Source organism: Pseudomonas sp. B21-035 (genome assembly GCF_024748945.1).
Classification (GTDB): Bacteria; Pseudomonadota; Gammaproteobacteria; order Pseudomonadales; family Pseudomonadaceae; genus Aquipseudomonas.
Map to the genome: position 1 here is coordinate 590,027 of NZ_CP087179.1, position 17,047 is coordinate 607,073.

The window sequence follows — 17,047 nt, forward strand, 5'->3', positions numbered from 1 at the left end:
GAACCGACTGTGGGTAACTTGGGTGCAGCTTGCTGAAGCCCTTTGTTTACAAGGCTTCCAGGGTTGTGGTTGTTTTTTGATCAGGTTTTTTCGCGGCTTTCGCATCGGGGTTTGTCAAGTGTTTTGTCCTTAGCGCAAATGGCGATTAAAGTGCGCTTCCGGCCTGTGGATAACTCTGTGGGCAAGCCTTGGAAAGATCGGCGAAGACAGCGTCGTTACAGGCCTGGAGCCATCATGGAAATCCACGCCTTCGACGCCTGTTGCCGGCCTTAGGTCAAGGCCTGCGCCAGAGGTCAAGGGAAATACTTGCGCAAGCCCCGGATTACGCGGCTTGCAGGGTTTTCGAGTTGCCCCCGGATTTTGTGGAAGGGCTTGTGGATAACATGCGTAAAGCTTGCCGCAGGCCTTCTATACCGGGGCTTTCACAGCTTTGATCGTTTTTTGTACAGTGATGCGAATTGCTTGCTGCCGAACGCGGCCGCGGGCATGCTGCAACCCCTGTGATCAGCCTCATCAAGGAGACCCGCATGACCTCTACCGTATTCATCACTGGCGCAACTTCCGGCTTCGGCGAAGCCTGCGCCCGTCGTTTTGCGCAAGCCGGTTGGTCGCTGGTGCTGACCGGTCGCCGTCAGGAGCGCCTGGAAGCGCTGTGTGCCGAGCTGTCGCAACAAACCGAAGTGCACGGCCTGGTACTCGACGTGCGTGACCGCAAGGCCATGGAAGAAGCCATCAACAACCTGCCACCGTCGTTCGCCAAGCTGCGCGGGCTGATCAACAATGCAGGCCTGGCCCTGGGCGCCGACCCGGCGCCCAAGTGCGATCTGGACGACTGGGAAACCATGGTCGACACCAACATCAAGGGCCTGATGTACAGCACCCGCCTGCTGCTGCCGCGGCTGATCGCCCACGGCCGTGGCGCGACCATCCTCAACGTCGGCTCGGTAGCCGGCAACTACCCCTATCCGGGTAGCCATGTGTATGGCGGCACCAAGGCGTTCGTCGGGCAGTTCTCGCTGAGCCTGCGCTGCGACCTGCAGGGCACTGGCGTGCGGGTTAGCAATATCGAGCCGGGCCTGTGCGAGAGCGAGTTCTCGCTGGTGCGTTTCGCTGGCGACCAGGCGCGTTACGATGCCACCTATGCCGGCGCCGAGGCGATCCAGCCGCAGGATATCGCCGAGACCATCTTCTGGATCATGAACCAGCCGGCGCACATCAACATCAACAGCCTTGAGCTGATGCCGGTGAGCCAGGCGTGGGCAGGGTTCTCGATCGATCGTTCAGGCAAGGCTTGACCCGCGACAGCGTCAAACCTGACGCTGCAGTCCTTCCAGGCAAGTCGCCAGGTGGTAAGGCGTAGTCGACGGCATATCGGCGCGGCTGACCTTGCCACTGGCATCGCGGCACTCATGCCAGCCACCGTCATGCAGGAAGTTCTGCTGCAGCGCCTTGAGCTGGGCCAGCACCGTGGCGGCGCTGGCCGGGCGCAAGGTCAGGGCGCGCAGGTATTCGGCCTGGGCCCAGATGCGCTGGGTGGCGTCGCGCACCTGGCCCTCGGCGCTGAGCATGGCCAGCACGGCGCTGTCCTTCACACCGCACTGTTCGGCATAGGCAAATGCGCGGCTGAGCGAGGCATGCAGCTCGCTACCGCGTAGCAGCGGTGAAGACTCCAGCAAGTAGAACCATTCGAACTGGTGACCGGGTTCGAACCAGTTATCCACAGCCCCGCGTGGTTTCTCCAGCATCACCCCGTGTACGGGGTCGATGAAGTGTGTCTGCATCGCCGCAGCCAGGCTTTGCAGGGCTTGTTCGACAGCCTTGTCGTCACGCACCGAGAGGGTGGCGAGGAAGGCTTCGGCCAGATGCATCAGCGGGTTCTGCAGCGGGCCGCTGGCCAGGTCCGACCAGTCTTCGCCAAGGCTCGCCTCGTACAGGCCGTCATCACGGGTGAACTGCTCGGTTACCACTTCCAGCGCGGCATTGAGGGCCGATTCGACCAGTGGCTCATGCACCTTGCCCCAGTAATGCGCGCAGGCAAAGACGATGAAGGCATGGGTGTAGAGGTCTTTGCGCCGGTCCAGCGGCTTGCCCTGGGCGTCGATGCTGTAGAACCAGCCGCCGTGCTCGGCATCATGGAAATGCCGCTGCAACGAGCGAAACAGCGCGGCGGCGCGTTCGCTGGCGCCGGGTTGCTCGATGCGGCTGCTGAACAGGTACAGCTGGCGCGCGCAGGCCATGGCCCGGTAGCGTTGCACCGGCATGGGTTGCTGCTGCGGGTCGAGGGCTTCGAAGGGCAGGGCCATCTCTGCATTCCAGCCCGGGCCTTGCCACAGCGGCACGATGCGCTGGTCAAAGTGCGCCTGGACCTCGGCGAGCAGGGCGGGCAGTTCAGGCTGGGCAGTACGAAGGTCGGGCATGGAAAATTTCGTCGCGGTCGGTGCGTTTGCGCGCAATGGTAGCAGGAAAAGGCGCTGACTTTGCCGGCCTCATCGCGGGCTAGGAGCGGGCTTGCCCCGCGATGAGGCCAGTACAGCCAGCACAGCAGACTGCCTACAGCGCACTGAGCCCCTGCCAGTGCTTGGCACCGACAAAGATGAAGCGCAGCTGCTGGGTGATCTTCTCCTGGGCGCTGATCGGTTCACCGGCGTTGTCGCTTGGCTCGTCGATCAGCTCCGGCAGGGTGGCGAACACGGTTTTCACCACCAGGTCAGCCATCACCGCCAGGGCCGCGGCGTCCAGATGCTGCCAGCGCGGCATGCGCGCAAGGTCGGTGGCCAGGTCCGAGCTGATGCCCTGGCGCAGGGTACCGATGGCTTGGCGCACCGGTTGCGAACCGCCATATTGCTCGCGGGCGAGAAACAGGAACTGGGCACGGTTGGCCGCCACCACATCGAGAAAGATCCGCACCGAGGCGTCGGTGATGCCGCCCAGCTCGAATTCGTTCTGGCGCACCAGGCGGATGGTCTGGCGGAAGGTTTCGCCCACTTCATTGACCAGGGCCAGGCCCAGTTGGTCCATGTCGGTAAAGTGCCGGTAAAAACCGGTAGGGACGATGCCTGCGGTTTTTGCCACTTCGCGCAGGCTGATGCTGCCGAAGCCTCGACCGCTCTCCATCAGGTGGCGGGCGGCATCCAGCAGGGCGTGGCGGGTCTGTTGCTTTTGTTCGGCGCGCGGCAGCATGGCAAGTATCGGCAGGCAGTGAAACAGCCCTGCACTCTAATAGCCTGGCGCCAGAAAAACAAAGCCCGGTCAATGGACCGGGCTGGGAGGGGAGCTGCTACAGCGCTGGTGTGTCTTGTTGTCTGGCATAGGCTTCAGCTCGCGCGTTGGTTTTCGATCAGGCGATCAGAGCCACCTTCTGCGACCTCGAAGCGTGCTTTCAGACGGTCAGAACCACCTTCGGCTACTTTGTAATACTGTTTCAGGCGATCAGCACCACCCTCGGCGACTTTGACCCGGTCATTCAGGCGATCAGCACCGCCTTCGGCAACGCGGTTGTTACGTTCCAGCAGGCGATCGGAACCACCTTCGGCCAGCGGGTTCAGCGGTTGCGAAATGACCGTCGAGCTCGAACGCGCTTCGGCGGTCAGCGCCTGGTCGGCGGCAGGTACGGCAAAGGCGTTGGCGGCCAGGATGGACAGGGACAGGCTCAGCAGTAATTGGCGTTTCATGATTCGGTGCTCCTCGGCGGGGCTGGAAAGTGGGTACGGAACCAATGCTACGCCGGGAAACGCCAGATAAAAGTTCATAAAGATAATGGTAACAATCAACGCAATTGATGCTTCGCGCCAGCCGCTCTAGAACGTGGTTTGTGGCGCCATGAGCAACTGCGGCGGAGCCGTTACCGAGGTCGGCGAACACGCTAACAATCGACAAAAGTTGAGAAAAAGGTCAGAAAAAACCTGGTTATCATGGCCAATCGATTAAACCCCTCGGCGTTTCATCAGTCCGAACAGATAAGTGCCCTCAACGCGCCCGCTTTTTGCCATGCAGTCATCAGGAGAATCGTGCAATGACGCGCCCCGCCAAAATCATCACCTGGACCCTCGCCAGCCTGCTGCTGGTGCTGGCGGTGCTGGTGGTCGTCATCGCCACCTTCGACTGGAACCGGGTCAAGCCCACCCTTAATGCCAAGGTGTCCGAAGCGCTGCACCGGCCCTTCGCCATCAACGGCAACCTGGCGGTGCGCTGGCAGCGCGAGCCGGAGCAGGGTGGTTGGCGCGCCTGGCTGCCATGGCCGCACTTCATCGCCGAAGACCTGACCCTGGGCAACCCCGACTGGCTCAAAGAGCCGCAGATGGTCGGCCTCAAGCGCGTCGAGTTCCGCCTGGCGCCGCTGCCGCTGCTGCTGCAGCAGATCGTCATTCCGCGCATCGACCTCAACCAGCCGACCGCCAGCCTCAAGCGCCTGGCCGATGGTCGCGCCAACTGGACCTTCGACTTCGGCCCCAAGGATGAGCAGGCAGAGCCGTCGAAGTGGGTGCTGGACATCGGCGCCATCGGCTTTGACAAGGGCCAGGTCAGCCTCGATGACCAGACCCTGAAGACCCGGCTGGACGTGCTCATCGACCCGCTGGGCAAGCCGATCCCTTTCAGCGATATCGTCGGCAAGGCTTCGGCACAAAAGGCCGGTGCCGCCCAGGACTACGCCTTCGGCCTCAAACTCAAGGGTCGTTACAAAGGCCAGGCATTGGCCGGTACCGGCAAGATCGGCGGTTTGCTGGCCTTGCAGGACGCCTCGCAACCGTTCCCGCTGCAGGCCGACATGGCCATTGGCGGTACCCGCATCGCCGTGGCCGGCACCCTCACCGACCCACGCAACCTCGGTGCCCTCGACCTGCGCCTGCGCCTGTCGGGCGCAAGCCTCGCTAACCTGTATCCGCTGACTGGCGTGACCCTGCCCGATTCGCCGCCCTACGCCACCGACGGTCATCTGACCGCCAAGCTGCATGAACCCGGTGGCGCGGTGTTTCGCTATGAAGGCTTCAACGGCAAGATCGGCGACAGCGATATCCATGGCGACCTGGCATTCGTTGCCAGCCAGCCACGACCGAAGCTGAGCGGCAAGCTGGTTTCCAACCAGTTGCTGTTCAAAGACCTGGCACCGCTGATCGGCGCCGACTCCAATGCCCAGCAGAAAGCCCGCGGCGGTGCCAGCAAGCAACCGGCAGGCAAGGTCTTGCCGGTCGAGGAGTTTCGTACCGAACGCTGGCGGACCATGGACGCCGACGTGACCTTCAGCGGCAAGCGCATCGTGCACAGTGCCGAGCTGCCGTTCACTGACCTGTCCAGCCACTTCGTCCTCGATGACGGTGTGCTGCGCCTGGAGCCACTGCGCTTTGGCATCGCTGGCGGCAAACTCGACGCCCAGGTACGCCTCGATGGCCGTAGCGTGCCGTTGCAGGGCAGGGCGCAATTGAGTGCGCGCAACTTCAAGCTCAAGCAACTGTTCCCGACCTTCGAGCCGATGAAGACCAGCTTCGGCGAGCTCAATGGCGACGCCGACATCAGTGGGCGCGGCAACTCGGTCGCAGCCTTGCTGGCCACCGCCAATGGCGACCTGAAGATGCTCATCAACGATGGTGCGATCAGTCGTGGCTTGATGGAAATCGCCGGGCTCAACGTCGGCAACTATGTGGTCGGCAAGCTGTTTGGCGACAAGGAAGTGAAGATCAACTGCGCGGCAGCCGATTTCGGTATCAAGGACGGTTTGGCCACGACCCGGGTGTTCGTCTTCGATACCGAGAACGCGATCATCTACATCGATGGCACGGCCAACTTTGCCAGCGAGCAACTGGACCTGAAGATCAACCCCGAATCCAAGGGCGTGCGCCTGTTCTCGTTGCGCTCGCCGCTGTATGTGCGCGGGCCGTTTGCCAAGCCCAGTGCCGGCGTGCAGGCGCTGCCGCTGGCGCTGCGGGGTGCGGGGATGGTGGCGTTGGGCGTGGTTGCCGGCCCGGCAGCCGGCTTGCTGGCGTTGATTGCGCCAAGTGGTGATGTGCCCAACCAGTGCACACCATTGCTGGAGCAGATGAAGGCTGGCAAGGCGCCGCGGGCGGTGAAGAGGGGTTGAGGGGAAGCAATCGCGGGTCAAGTCGGGTCGTCGCACCGCCGCTCCCACAGGTCTGGTGCACTCAGTTCCATTGTGGGAGCGGCGGTGTGGCGACCCGACTTGACCCGCGATAAGGTCTACAGACCTTGCAGTAAATCCGCCATGTCGTCGGCGTGCTCTTCTTCCTGGGCCAGGATATCTTCGAAGATGCGCCGGGTGGTCGGGTCGCTTTCGCCAATGTACTGGATGATCTCGCGGTAGCTATCGATGGCGATCCGCTCGGCGATCAGGTCTTCCAGGACCATTTCCTTGAGGTTGTTGCCAGCGACGTACTGGGCATGGGAGTTCTTGCTCAGGTTGTCGGGGTTCAGGTCCGGCTCGCCGCCCAGCTGGACAATGCGCTCGGCCAGCTTGTCGGCATGCTGCAGCTCCTGGGTGGCATGTTCGAGGAATTCGTCGGCGGCGACACTGGCCTTGATCCCGCTGGCCATGTAGTAGTGGCGCTTGTAGCGCAGGGCGCAGACCCACTCGGTGGCCAGCGACTCGTTGAGCAGGCGCAGGATTTTCTCCCGGTCGGCGCTGTAACCCTCGGTCACCGCGCCCTGCTCGACATGCTGGCGGGCGCGTTCGCGCAAGGTTTTAACATCGGTCAGTTCAACGTTGCTCATCATCATCTCCAGGCTGAAAACGGATCGATCTTCACGCTCTGTCGGCGCGCTGGTTACTTAAGCTGTGAGTCCCCGGCACGCGGAAAAGTTTTATAGCTTGGCCTTGGCCTTGTCGACGGCATCGTCGTCGACCTGGCGTTGTTCGCAGGTCTTGAAGCCCTTGGCGTCGACATGGCCGGTGGCGTCGAAGCGCACGTAGTAGGCCTGCTGCTTGCCGTCACGGTTGAGGATGTAGTTGTTGCAGGTACCGCCATGGGGCAGGTCGATCACCGTCGAGGGGCTGCCGCCAATGGCAATCACCCGCTGCATGGTCATGCCGTTCTCGACCTGCTTGACCAGCGGTTCTTCGTGGTAGGTGACGTAGTCCACCGGGTTCTCCGGCCGGCTGCCACAGGCGGCCAGGGTGGCGGTGGTCAGCAGAATGGCCAGGGTATGCTTGTACATGGTTGAGCTCCTTGCTGAGGGTCTATTGGCTTGGAACCCCAGCGAGCGGCGGGAGTTCGATTGCGATTGCCATCGAATTGCCTGTAGGGTTGGCCGACTGTCCACGGAACGGGGAATGCAGCCATGGCCCAAGGGCTCGCCACGCGTTATCCACTGCTGCTGGTGCCGGGCATGCTCGGGTTTGTCCGCTTGCTGCTGTATCCCTACTGGTTCGGGATCGTTTCGGCGTTGCGCCGGGGCGGTGCCCAGGTGTTTGCCGTGCAGGTTTCGCCGCTGAACTCCTGCGAAGTGCGCGGCGAGCAGTTGCTGCTGATCATCGCCGATATCCGCCAGCGTACCGGCGCCGACAAGGTCAACCTGCTCGGCCACAGCCAGGGCGCCCTGACCGCGCGTTATGCGGCGGCCAAACGGCCGGAATGGGTGGCCTCGGTCACCTCGATTGCCGGGCCCAATCACGGCTCGGAGCTGGCCGATCACCTGCATGACTATTACCCCGCCCACTCTGCCCGCGGCCGTGTGCTCAAGGCTTTGCTGCACGGGTTGGCGGTATTGATGGGTTGGCTGGAAACCGGCTGGCGCGGACCGAAACTGCCGATCGACGTGCACGCCTCGCACCAGTCGCTCACCAGTGCCGGCGTGGCGCGCTTCAACCAGGCTTATCCACAGGGTCTGCCGACGACCTGGGGCGGCGAGGGCCCGGCCCAGGTCAATGGTGTGCGTTACTACTCCTGGTCCGGCACCTTGCAGCCGGGCCTGACCGATCGCGGTCTCAACCGCCTGGATGGCAGCAACCGCTTCTGCCGCCTGTTCGCCCGCACCTTCGTACGGGAAAAGGGCCAGTGCGACGGCATGGTCGGGCGCTTCAGTTCGCACCTGGGCCAGGTGATCGGCGATGACTATCCGCTCGATCACCTGGACATCGTCAACCAGTCGCTAGGGGCGGTAGGCAAGGGCGCGGAGCCGGTGCGGCTGTTCACCGAGCATGCCGCCAGGCTCAAGGCTGCGGGGCTGTAGCGCGGCGGCGCAGGGGTGTTTTCCAGCGTTCGGCGAGGATCACCCCGACCAGGGTCATCACCCCGCCGACCAGGTGATAGAGCGCCAGTTGCTCGCCCAGCACCATGGCGGCGATCACTGCCGTGACTGCCGGTAGCAGGTTGAAGAACAGCGTCGTGCGGCTCGGGCCGAGGCGGCTGACCGCCTGCATCCAGGCCAGCGGCGCGATCATCGAGGCCAGTACGCAGGCATAGATCACCAGGCCGATATTGCCAGCGCCCAGGCCGGTCTTCGGTGAAAACACGAACAGCGGAAACAGCACGATGATCGCCACCAGCACCTGCAGGTACAGCAGTTGCAGCGGCGCGATGCGCAACTGCCACTTTTTCAGCAGGGTGCTGTACACCGCATAGGCCAGGGTGGCAATCAGCATCAGCGCATCGCCACTGTTTACGCCGTGTTGCACCAACGCCGCCAGATCACCGGCCGAGACCACCACCAGCACACCGACGAACGACACCACGGCGCCAATCAGCGCGCCGATGGTCAGCCGCTGGCCGAGGCTGATGATCGCCAGGGCCAGGGACATCAACGGCATCAGCGAGAGGATGATGCCCATGTTGGTGGCGCTGGTGATGGCGGCGGCGAAGTAGGCCAGGCTCTGGTACACCGCCATGCCGAGCACGCCGAGGATGAAGATCTTGCCGAGGTTCGGGCCGATGGCTGACCAGTTGCGCAACACCGGGCGCAGCAGGAAGGGGGTGAACAGCAGGCCGGCCAGCAGCCAGCGATAGAAACCGATCTCGGCCGGGTAGATCGCCCCGGCGGACATCTTGGTGACCACGGTATTGCCGGCCCAGATGAAGATTGCCAGCAACGGAAACGCATAATTCATGAAACGGGAACTCTTGAGGATACAGGCGGCAATTATCCACTTGTCTGTCCCGTTGCTTATACTTGTATCCAGACAACCTGCGCATAGATCCAGACAGCATGCCGATAAAGTACCTGAACATCCCGCAATTCGAGACCTTGCCGGCCCCGGTGTACTTTCGCTATGACGAATTCGGCGCCGACACCCACAGTGCCGCCCACCGGCACGCCTGGGGCCAGCTCAACTATGCGGCCCACGGCATCATGCACCTGGAGATCGCCGGCCAGCGCTTCATCTCGCCGCCGCACTATGCGGTGTGGGTGCCGCCCGATACCGAGCACAGCTGCTACAACCCCCAGGCCATTGTCTATCGCTCGGTGTACCTGGATCGCGAGATGTGCAAAGGGCTGCCAGGCGAGCCTTGCACCTTGGTGATCAGTGACATACTCAAAGCCATACTCGGCGATTTTGCCGCCCGTGACGTCAAGGTGCCTGAAGATGAAGCCGACCAGCGTTTGGCCCAGGTGCTGGTTGACCAACTGCGCCGCGCCCCGGCCCAGACCTGTTACCTGCCCTACGCCCGCAGCGCCGGTTTGGCTGAAGTATTGCAGGCGCTGCACGCCGAGCCTGGCGACAATCGCCCGCTCGGCCATTGGGCGGCCAGCGTGCATGTCAGTGAACGCACCCTGGCCCGGCAGTTCATTCGCGAGCTGGGCATGAGCTTTGGCGAATGGCGCCTGCGCCTGCGCTTTTTGCGTGCCATCGAGGCCCTTGAGCAGAACCTGCCGACCCAGCAGATTGCTTTCGACCTGGGCTACAGCAGCGCCTCGGCATTTATCGCCATGTTCCAGCGCCAGGCCCATTGCACCCCGGAGCAGTACCGGCGGCAGGCTCGCGCTGGAGGTTTGTAAGAATATTTGTCTACACTTCGGCCAAGGCTGCGCGTGGTGCGCAGCGACCAGGAGAAAACGCCATGAAGATGGTGCGTGTGCCGTTGCTGTTGCTCGGTTTGCTGATGTGTTCCCAAGGATTTGCCGCCACGGCGCAACAGGAGAAAATGAAAACCTGTAACGCCGATGCCACCACCAAGGCGCTCAAGGGCGACGAGCGCAAGGCGTTCATGAGCACCTGCCTGAAAGCCAAGCCTGCGACCCAGCAGGACAAAATGAAAACCTGCAACGCCGACGCCACCACCAAAGCGCTCAAGGGTGATGAGCGCAAGGCGTACATGAGCGACTGCCTGAAGAAAAAGTAACCTGCGTCAGTTGGCGTAAGTCACCGACTCGAGCCGGTCCAGGCCCTGGCCGATAAACAGCGAGAACGGCCGGCCGGCGTGGTCGGCCAGCTCCCGGCAGTCACTCTGGAGCATGCTGATGCGCTGGTCGGTGCCTGAGTAGAGGTTAACGCTCTGCTTGCCCAGCGAGCCGATTTCGAAGGCCATCTCGAACGGGCCGTACGGATTGCGCTGCAGCGTCCGTTCGGCTTGCCAGGCCTTGATCTGCCCGTTGCGGATTCGTTCCTTCAGGACCGGGTCCTTGAAGTCGAACTGTGCAGGCACCGTGGCATAACGCATCTGACCGTACTCGATGACCACCTGCGCACGTTCCGACGGACCTTCCTCGAGCTGCACGATCGACCTGAGCTTGAATGGCCCGCGCGAGACTTCGGCCAGCACGTGGCAGGTGATGATGCTCGACACTTCGCTTTTTTTCTCGGCGGCCTGGATGCTGTCCATGAGGGTGGCGGTGGAAAGCGCTTCGATACGGCTGCCAAGCTTGATCTCGAGGGTGACCGGGCCCTTGATCTTTTCCAGCGCCTCGCGCCAGACCTGGTACTGGGGCTCCAGTGACTGCGGTTCAAGGGTGACGTCGACTTCCCAGGACGTGGCCGCTCGGGCCCGGGGGATTTCGTCGAACAACTCGCGCAGGGCCTGACGCTTACCGGCATCGAGCGAGCGCGAGACGCTGATGAGCAAGTCCTGGCGGTGGTCATTGTCGAGTTCGACCTCGATGTCCTTCGGGTCGATACCCAGTTTCAGGATGGCCTGGTACAGGTCATCGCCGTATTGCTGTTTGAGGTCGCCATAGTAGGCGCTTACCGGCTGGGCGAAATGCAGGGTGGCGAAATCTTCCGAACAGCCGCCAAGCAGCAACAGGGGAAGCAGGACAAGCAGTTTGCGCATGGTTTTGAACTCTGTGCCTTGAAGGTGGGAAGGCACAGAGGGATTCCTGTTTCGCCTGCCTGCGAATGCGCCAGCGCGGCGCCGCCATTCCATTGGGGGCGGCAATCATAGAAACATCAGGGCGGCATTACCAGCCGCAACGCCGCTGCGTGCCACTATGCCTGCCGGGCGAAGGCTGGCAGACTGCCGGTTTTCCATGCCGTCGCCTTTCGAGGTTGTATGACCTTTACTCAGCGCCAGATCACCCTGGCCAGTTGGATCATCGTCTTCACCGGCCTGTTGCTGGTGTTGCCGCTCAAGTTGCTGCCAAGCCTGTTGGCCGGGCTGCTGGTGTTCGAACTGGTCAACATGCTCACACCCAAGCTGCAGCACCTGATTGCCGGGCAACGGGCGCGCTGGCTGGCGGTCGCGCTGCTCGGCACTCTGGTGGTCAGCACCCTGACCTTGCTGTTTGCCGGCGCCATCAGTTTTTTGCTGCACGAGGCTGAAAACCCCGGGGCATCGCTGGACAAGTTCATGCTCCTGGTCGACCAGGCGCGCGGGCAACTGCCGCCGTTCATCGACGCCTACCTGCCGGCCAGTGCCTCGGAGTTCAAGGTGGCCATCGGCGAATGGCTCAAGACCCACCTGGGCGAGCTGCAACTGGTGGGCAAGGGCGCGGCGCACATGTTCGTCACCTTGCTGATCGGCATGATCCTCGGCGCCATCGTCGCCTTGCAGCGCATTCCCGACATCTCCAAGCGCAAGCCCCTGGCGGCGGCGCTGTTCAACCGCCTGGCGCTTTTGGTGCAGGCGTTTCGCAACATCGTCTTTGCGCAGATCAAGATTTCCCTGCTCAACACCTTCTTCACCGGCATCTTCCTCGCCGTGGTGCTGCCGCTGTTCGGTGTGCACCTGCCGCTGACCAAGACCCTGATCGTGCTGACCTTCCTGCTCGGCCTGCTGCCGGTGATCGGCAACCTGATGTCCAACACCCTGATCACCATCGTCGGCCTGTCGTTGTCGATCTGGGTGGCGATGGCGGCGCTGGGTTATCTGATCGTTATCCACAAGGTCGAGTACTTCCTCAATGCGCGGATCGTTGGCGGGCAGATCAGTGCCAAGTCGTGGGAGTTGCTGCTGGCGATGCTGGTGTGTGAGGCGGCGTTCGGGCTGCCGGGGGTGGTGGCCGGGCCGATTTACTACGCCTACCTGAAGAGTGAGTTGCGCCAGCAAGAGCTGGTGTGAAGCCTGATCGCGGGGCAAGTCGAGGCGTCGCACCGCCCCGCGATAGTTTTTCAGCCGTACCGCTTGCGCGCCTCGATTGCCAAGCCGCTGCCAATGCTGCCAAAGATGTTGCCTTCGACATGCCGGGCATTGGGCAGCATCGCCGCCACGCTCTGGCGCAGCGCCGGAATGCCGCTGGAGCCGCCGGTGAAGAACACCGTATCGACCTGCGCCACACCCACGCTGGCCTTGGCCAGCAGCTCGCTGACACTGCCGCGCACGCGCTCGAGCAGATTGTCGATCGACTCTTCGAACAGCGCCCGGGTCAGATCGACGCTGAGCCCCGGCTGCACCCGCTTGAGGTCGACCAGGCGGCGGTCGTTGTGGGTCAGTTCGATCTTGGTCTCTTCCACTTCCATCGCCAGCCAGTGCCCGGCGCGCTGTTCGATCAGCTTGAACAGGCGGTCGATGCCGTCGGTGTCTTCGATGTCGTAGCGCATGCTGCCCAAGGCCAGCTGGGATTTTTGCGAGTACACCGAGTTGATGGTGTGCCAGGTGGCCAGGTTCATGTGGTGGCTGGTGGGCATGAAGGCGCCGCTTTTCATCCGGCTGCCGTAGCCGAACAGCGGCATCACGCCCTGCAGGCTCAGCTGCTTGTCGAAGTCGGTACCGCCGATGTGCACGCCGCCGGTGGCGAGGATGTCCTGCTGGCGGTCGTCGAGCATGTGCCGCTCCGGGGCCAGGCGTACCAGGGAGAAGTCCGAGGTACCACCGCCGATGTCGACGATCAGCACCAGCTCTTCGCCCTGGATGCTCGACTCGTAGTCGAATGCGGCGGCAATCGGTTCGTACTGGAACGAGACGTCCTTGAAGCCGATTTTCTTCGCCACTTCTGCCAGGGTGTCCTCGGCTTCCTGGTCGGCGGCCTGGTCGTCATCGACGAAATGCACCGGGCGGCCCAGCACTACCTCGTCGAAGGCGCGGCCGGCATTGGCCTCGGCGCGCTTTTTCAGCTCGCCGATGAACATGCCCAGCAGGTCCTTGAACGGCAGCGCGGTGCCCAGCACGCTGGTGTCGTGCTTGATCAGCTTGGAGCCCAGCAGGCTCTTGAGCGAGCGCATCAGGCGGCCTTCATAGCCTTCGAGGTATTCGTGCAGGGCCAGGCGGCCGTACACCGGGCGGCGCTCCTCGATGTTGAAGAACACCACCGACGGCAGGGTGATCTTGCCGTCTTCCAGGGCGATCAACGACTCCACGCCCGGGCGGTGCCAGCCGACGGTGGAGTTGGAGGTGCCGAAGTCGATGCCGCAGGCACGGGCCGGGGATGCTTGACTCATGGATTGTACTTCCGGGGAAAAACGGCCGCGCAGTTTATGCCAGCTGGCAGCAGAATCAAGACCGATTATCTGCTTTGCGGCAAACCCATGGGCACCTTGAAAGGCTATGCTTGACCCCAATCTACACAAGCATTCGATTAACCCATGGTGATTCCTTAGATGGACTTCAAAGACTATTACAAGATTCTTGGCGTTGAGCCCACTGCGGATGACAAGGCGATCAAGACCGCCTACCGCAAGCTTGCGCGCAAGTATCACCCCGACGTCAGCAAAGAGCGTGACGCCGAGGAGAAATTCAAGGAGGCCAACGAGGCCTATGAAGCCCTGAGCAGCCCGGAAAAACGCGCCGAGTACGACGAGCTGCGCAAGTACGGCCAGCATGGCCGGCCGTTCCAGGGCCCGCCGGGCTGGCAAAGCCGTGGTTCGGCAGGTGCCGAGGGCTTCGGCGACGGTGGCGATTTTTCCGATTTCTTCAGCTCGATCTTCGGTTCGCGCGGTGGCAACGGCAATCCTTTTGGCCGCGGCCAGCAACGCAGTGCCGGACGGCGGGGGCAGGACGTGGAAATGGAACTGGCGATTTTCCTTGAGGAAACCCTGTCCAGCGAATCCAAGCAGATCAGCTTCCAGGTGCCGCAGCACAACGCCAGCGGCCAGCGCACCGGCTTCACCACCAAGACCTTGAACGTGAAGATCCCGGCCGGCGTCAGCGACGGCGAGAAGATCCGCCTCAAGGGCCAGGGTGCCCCGGGCGTTGGTGGCGGCGCCAATGGCGACCTGTTCCTGACCATTCGCATGGCACCGCACCCGCTGTTCGATGTCGAAGGTCATGACCTGATCATCACCGTGCCGCTGGCACCGTGGGAAGCCGCATTGGGCACCAAGGTCGAGATGCCGACCCTGACCGGCAAGGTCAACCTGACCATCCGTCCGGACAGCCAGAACGGCCAGCGCCTGCGGATCAAGGGCATGGGCCTGAGCAACAAGCAGGGCCAGCGTGGCGACCTGTATGCGCAATTGAAGGTGGTGATGCCGAGCCAGTCCGATGCCGCTGCCCGTGAGCTGTGGAGCAAGTTGTCGGAAAAGGCTGCGTTCAACCCGAGGACACAATGGAGTAGCTGATCATGAGCAGTACCCTGATCGTTCAACTGGACATGCAGACCCTCTGTCAGGAAGCCGATCTGCCGGCGGCCTACGTGATCGAAATCGTCGAACACGGCATTGTCGAGCCTTCCGGGCGAACGCCGGAAGACTGGCTGTTTGACGATCAGGCGCCGGTGCTGGCCAAGCGCGCGGCCAAACTGCATCACGATTTGCAACTGGAGTGGGAAGGGGTGGCGCTGGCGCTGGAGCTGCTGGAGGAAGTGCAGCAGCTGCGCAGCGAGAACAGCATGCTCAGGCAGCGCCTGGGGCGGTTTGTGCAGGGCTGATCGCGGGGCGCTTCTACAGGATCACACAATCTCTGTGGGAGCGGGCTTGCCCCGCGATGAGTCCCTAAAGCAATTTGTAGTACAACGCCGTCGCCCGATAAACCCCATCCGGCCCACAGGCGTAGTCGGGAAGCTCGCCGGCCTTGCTGTACCCCAGCGAGCGGTAAAAGTCCTCGGCCCCGGAGCCGGCCTCGGTATCCAGGTAAAGCATGCCGCGCTGCTTTTGCCGCGCCGTCAGTTCCAGCGCCTGGATCAGTTGCTGGCCGAGGCCGCGACGCCGCGCGGCACTGTGCACCAGCAGCTTTTGCACTTCGGCGCGGTTCAAGCCGTTGGGTTTCAGGCACAGCCCTAACTGCACACTGCCGAGCACTTCCTTGTCCTTGCCCACCACCCACAGCAACAGCTCGCCGCTGACCAGGCGCTGGCGCACTTCTTCGAAGTAGTGCTCGGCCTGCTGCGCATCGATATCCGCCAGAAACCCCACCGAAGCTCCGTGTTGCACGGCATCGAGCAGCAACGCCACCAGGCCGTCGCGGTAATAGGCAAAGCTTTCATGGGTTACACGGTTGAGCTGCGCAGCATTCACAGGCGTCACTCCATTGTCGGCGGCGGGGCATCGGGGTTGAGGATCAACTGCATGAAGGTCAGGTCCAGCCAGCGGCCAAACTTCACCCCGACCTGGGGCATCTGCCCGTTGAGGGTGAAGCCCAGGCGCTGGTGCAGGCGAATCGAGGCGCTGTTGCCGCTTTCGATGGCGGCGACCATCACATGCTTGTTGCAGGCGCGGGCCCGTTCGATCAGCGCTTGCATCAGCCTGGGGCCCAGGCCGTTGCCGCGCTGGTCGCTGCGGATGTACACCGAGTGCTCGACGGTATGGCGAAAGCCTTCGAACGGCCGCCAGTCGCCAAACGAAGCATAGCCCAGTACCTGCCCGCCAGCGTCGACCGCCACCAGGATCGGGTAGCCCTGGGCCTGGCGGGCGTCGAACCAGGCCTGGCGGTTGGCGAGGTCGACCGCTTGCTCGTTCCAGATCGCCGTGGTGTTGAGCACGGCATCATTGTAGATCTCGCGAATGCCCGGCAGGTCGGCAGGCACAGCATCGCGCAGCAGGTAGGTCATGGCAGGGTCTCGAACAGGGGCACGGTGATCGGCTCAGGTTAAATGGTTACCAGGCCGCGCACACCCTCGGCTTGCATATTTTCGCCACGCCCGGCCTGGATGATTTCGCCGCGTGACATCACCAGATACTGGTCGGCAAGCTCGGCGGCAAAGTCGTAGAACTGCTCGACCAGCAGGATCGCCATGTCGCCACGGGCAGCCAGCTTGGCGATCACCGCGCCGATCTCCTTGATCACTGAAGGCTGGATGCCCTCGGTGGGTTCGTCGAGGATCAGCAGCCGCGGCTGGCTGGCCAGGGCACGGCCGATGGCCAGTTGTTGTTGCTGGCCGCCGGAGAGGTCGCCGCCACGGCGCTGCTTCATCTGCTCCAGTACCGGGAACAGCTCGTAGATGAACGCCGGCACGCTCTTGGCCTGGCCGGCGCCGAAGCGCGACAGGCCCATCAGCAGGTTCTCCTCGACCGTCAGGCGCGGGAAGATCTCCCGGCCCTGGGGCACGTAGGCGATCCCGGCGTGCACCCGCTGGTGCGGCTTGAGCGTAGTGATTGCCTGGCCTTCCCAGTGCACGCTGCCTTCACGGGTGGGCAGCAGGCCCATCAGGCAGCGCAGCAGGGTGGTCTTGCCGACGCCGTTGCGCCCGAGCAGGCAGGTGACCTCGCCAACTTTGGCCTCGAACGACAAGCCACGCAGGATGTGGCTGCCGCCGTAGTATTGGTGCAGGGAATCGATTTTCAGCATGTTGTCGT

At 62.8% G+C, this 17,047-nt stretch carries 19 protein-coding genes; 8 read left to right on the plus strand and 11 right to left on the minus strand.

Annotated elements, in window-relative coordinates; genetic code table 11:
• The first annotated feature begins 527 nt into the window (after positions 1 to 527).
• A complete protein-coding gene (locus LOY22_RS02590; protein ID WP_093376681.1) occupies positions 528 to 1,295 on the plus strand; it encodes an SDR family oxidoreductase in 768 nt (255 codons plus the stop codon).
• 12 nt (positions 1,296 to 1,307) lie between these two features.
• Here the strand turns inward: LOY22_RS02590 and LOY22_RS02595 are convergent, their stop codons facing one another.
• From LOY22_RS02595 to LOY22_RS02605, 3 genes are all read right to left on the minus strand, one after another.
• Positions 1,308 to 2,417, minus strand: coding sequence for an AGE family epimerase/isomerase (locus tag LOY22_RS02595; RefSeq protein WP_258596159.1), 1,110 nt, complete (start codon positions 2,415 to 2,417; stop codon positions 1,308 to 1,310).
• Between the two features lie 133 nt (positions 2,418 to 2,550).
• The gene (locus tag LOY22_RS02600; RefSeq protein ID WP_045196907.1) at positions 2,551 to 3,180 is read right to left on the minus strand and encodes a TetR family transcriptional regulator; all 630 of its coding nucleotides are present in this window, start codon (positions 3,178 to 3,180) and stop codon (positions 2,551 to 2,553) included.
• 134 nt (positions 3,181 to 3,314) lie between these two features.
• Positions 3,315 to 3,671 carry a hypothetical protein gene (locus tag LOY22_RS02605; RefSeq protein ID WP_258596162.1) on the minus strand — a complete coding sequence of 119 codons (357 nt, stop codon included), beginning with the start codon at positions 3,669 to 3,671 and terminating at the stop codon, positions 3,315 to 3,317.
• Between the two features lie 341 nt (positions 3,672 to 4,012).
• Between LOY22_RS02605 and LOY22_RS02610 the strand changes: the two genes are divergently transcribed.
• Positions 4,013 to 6,073: an AsmA family protein gene (locus LOY22_RS02610; RefSeq protein WP_258596170.1), complete on the plus strand. Its 2,061-nt coding sequence runs from the start codon at positions 4,013 to 4,015 to the stop codon at positions 6,071 to 6,073.
• A 116-nt stretch (positions 6,074 to 6,189) separates the two neighbouring features.
• On the opposite strand, the gene LOY22_RS02615 is transcribed toward LOY22_RS02610, so the two are convergent.
• Together LOY22_RS02615 and osmE are read right to left on the minus strand one after the other, a co-directional pair.
• On the minus strand, positions 6,190 to 6,720 hold the full coding sequence (locus LOY22_RS02615) for a bacterioferritin (protein ID WP_045196913.1): 531 nt from the start codon (positions 6,718 to 6,720) through the stop codon (positions 6,190 to 6,192).
• Between the two features lie 90 nt (positions 6,721 to 6,810).
• Positions 6,811 to 7,164, minus strand: a complete 354-nt coding sequence (gene osmE / locus LOY22_RS02620) for an osmotically-inducible lipoprotein OsmE (protein ID WP_045196915.1) — start codon at positions 7,162 to 7,164, stop codon at positions 6,811 to 6,813.
• A 123-nt stretch (positions 7,165 to 7,287) separates the two neighbouring features.
• Between osmE and LOY22_RS02625 the strand changes: the two genes are divergently transcribed.
• The gene (locus LOY22_RS02625; RefSeq protein ID WP_045196917.1) at positions 7,288 to 8,178 is read left to right on the plus strand and encodes a triacylglycerol lipase; all 891 of its coding nucleotides are present in this window, start codon (positions 7,288 to 7,290) and stop codon (positions 8,176 to 8,178) included.
• Here the strand turns inward: LOY22_RS02625 and LOY22_RS02630 are convergent.
• Positions 8,159 to 9,052: a DMT family transporter gene (locus LOY22_RS02630; RefSeq protein ID WP_258596173.1), complete on the minus strand. Its 894-nt coding sequence runs from the start codon at positions 9,050 to 9,052 to the stop codon at positions 8,159 to 8,161. The two genes, LOY22_RS02625 and LOY22_RS02630, sit on opposite strands and share 20 nt — an antisense overlap.
• A gap of 98 nt (positions 9,053 to 9,150) precedes the next feature.
• Between LOY22_RS02630 and LOY22_RS02635 the strand changes: the two genes are divergently transcribed.
• Both LOY22_RS02635 and LOY22_RS02640 read left to right on the plus strand, forming a co-directional pair.
• Positions 9,151 to 9,942, plus strand: coding sequence for a helix-turn-helix transcriptional regulator (locus tag LOY22_RS02635; protein WP_093376659.1), 792 nt, complete (start codon positions 9,151 to 9,153; stop codon positions 9,940 to 9,942).
• 62 nt (positions 9,943 to 10,004) lie between these two features.
• A complete protein-coding gene (locus LOY22_RS02640; RefSeq protein ID WP_045196923.1) occupies positions 10,005 to 10,286 on the plus strand; it encodes a PsiF family protein in 282 nt (93 codons plus the stop codon).
• A gap of 6 nt (positions 10,287 to 10,292) precedes the next feature.
• Here the strand turns inward: LOY22_RS02640 and LOY22_RS02645 are convergent, their stop codons facing one another.
• On the minus strand, positions 10,293 to 11,213 hold the full coding sequence (locus LOY22_RS02645; RefSeq protein ID WP_143013252.1) for a hypothetical protein: 921 nt from the start codon (positions 11,211 to 11,213) through the stop codon (positions 10,293 to 10,295).
• A 219-nt stretch (positions 11,214 to 11,432) separates the two neighbouring features.
• Here LOY22_RS02645 and LOY22_RS02650 point away from each other — a divergent pair, with 219 nt between their 5' ends.
• Positions 11,433 to 12,440, plus strand: a complete 1,008-nt coding sequence (locus tag LOY22_RS02650; RefSeq protein WP_045196927.1) for an AI-2E family transporter — start codon at positions 11,433 to 11,435, stop codon at positions 12,438 to 12,440.
• A 50-nt stretch (positions 12,441 to 12,490) separates the two neighbouring features.
• Here the strand turns inward: LOY22_RS02650 and LOY22_RS02655 are convergent, their stop codons facing one another.
• A complete protein-coding gene (locus LOY22_RS02655) occupies positions 12,491 to 13,756 on the minus strand; it encodes an Hsp70 family protein (RefSeq protein WP_093376649.1) in 1,266 nt (421 codons plus the stop codon).
• Positions 13,757 to 13,915: 159 nt separating this feature from the next.
• Here LOY22_RS02655 and cbpA point away from each other — a divergent pair, with 159 nt between their 5' ends.
• A complete protein-coding gene (gene cbpA / locus LOY22_RS02660) occupies positions 13,916 to 14,875 on the plus strand; it encodes a curved DNA-binding protein (protein ID WP_045196930.1) in 960 nt (319 codons plus the stop codon).
• 2 nt (positions 14,876 to 14,877) lie between these two features.
• Complete coding sequence (locus LOY22_RS02665; RefSeq protein WP_045196932.1) at positions 14,878 to 15,183, plus strand: chaperone modulator CbpM; 306 nt, start codon at positions 14,878 to 14,880, stop codon at positions 15,181 to 15,183.
• 64 nt (positions 15,184 to 15,247) lie between these two features.
• Here LOY22_RS02665 and LOY22_RS02670 read toward each other — a convergent pair whose 3' ends face one another.
• The 3 genes from LOY22_RS02670 to urtE are packed head-to-tail and all read right to left on the minus strand — an operon-like array spanning position 15,248 to position 17,039.
• Positions 15,248 to 15,769, minus strand: a complete 522-nt coding sequence (locus LOY22_RS02670; RefSeq protein ID WP_093376645.1) for a GNAT family N-acetyltransferase — start codon at positions 15,767 to 15,769, stop codon at positions 15,248 to 15,250.
• A 5-nt stretch (positions 15,770 to 15,774) separates the two neighbouring features.
• Complete coding sequence (locus LOY22_RS02675) at positions 15,775 to 16,302, minus strand: GNAT family N-acetyltransferase (RefSeq protein ID WP_093376640.1); 528 nt, start codon at positions 16,300 to 16,302, stop codon at positions 15,775 to 15,777.
• Between the two features lie 38 nt (positions 16,303 to 16,340).
• Positions 16,341 to 17,039 carry an urea ABC transporter ATP-binding subunit UrtE gene (gene urtE / locus LOY22_RS02680; protein WP_093376637.1) on the minus strand — a complete coding sequence of 233 codons (699 nt, stop codon included), beginning with the start codon at positions 17,037 to 17,039 and terminating at the stop codon, positions 16,341 to 16,343.
• Between the last annotated feature and the right edge of the window lie 8 nt (positions 17,040 to 17,047).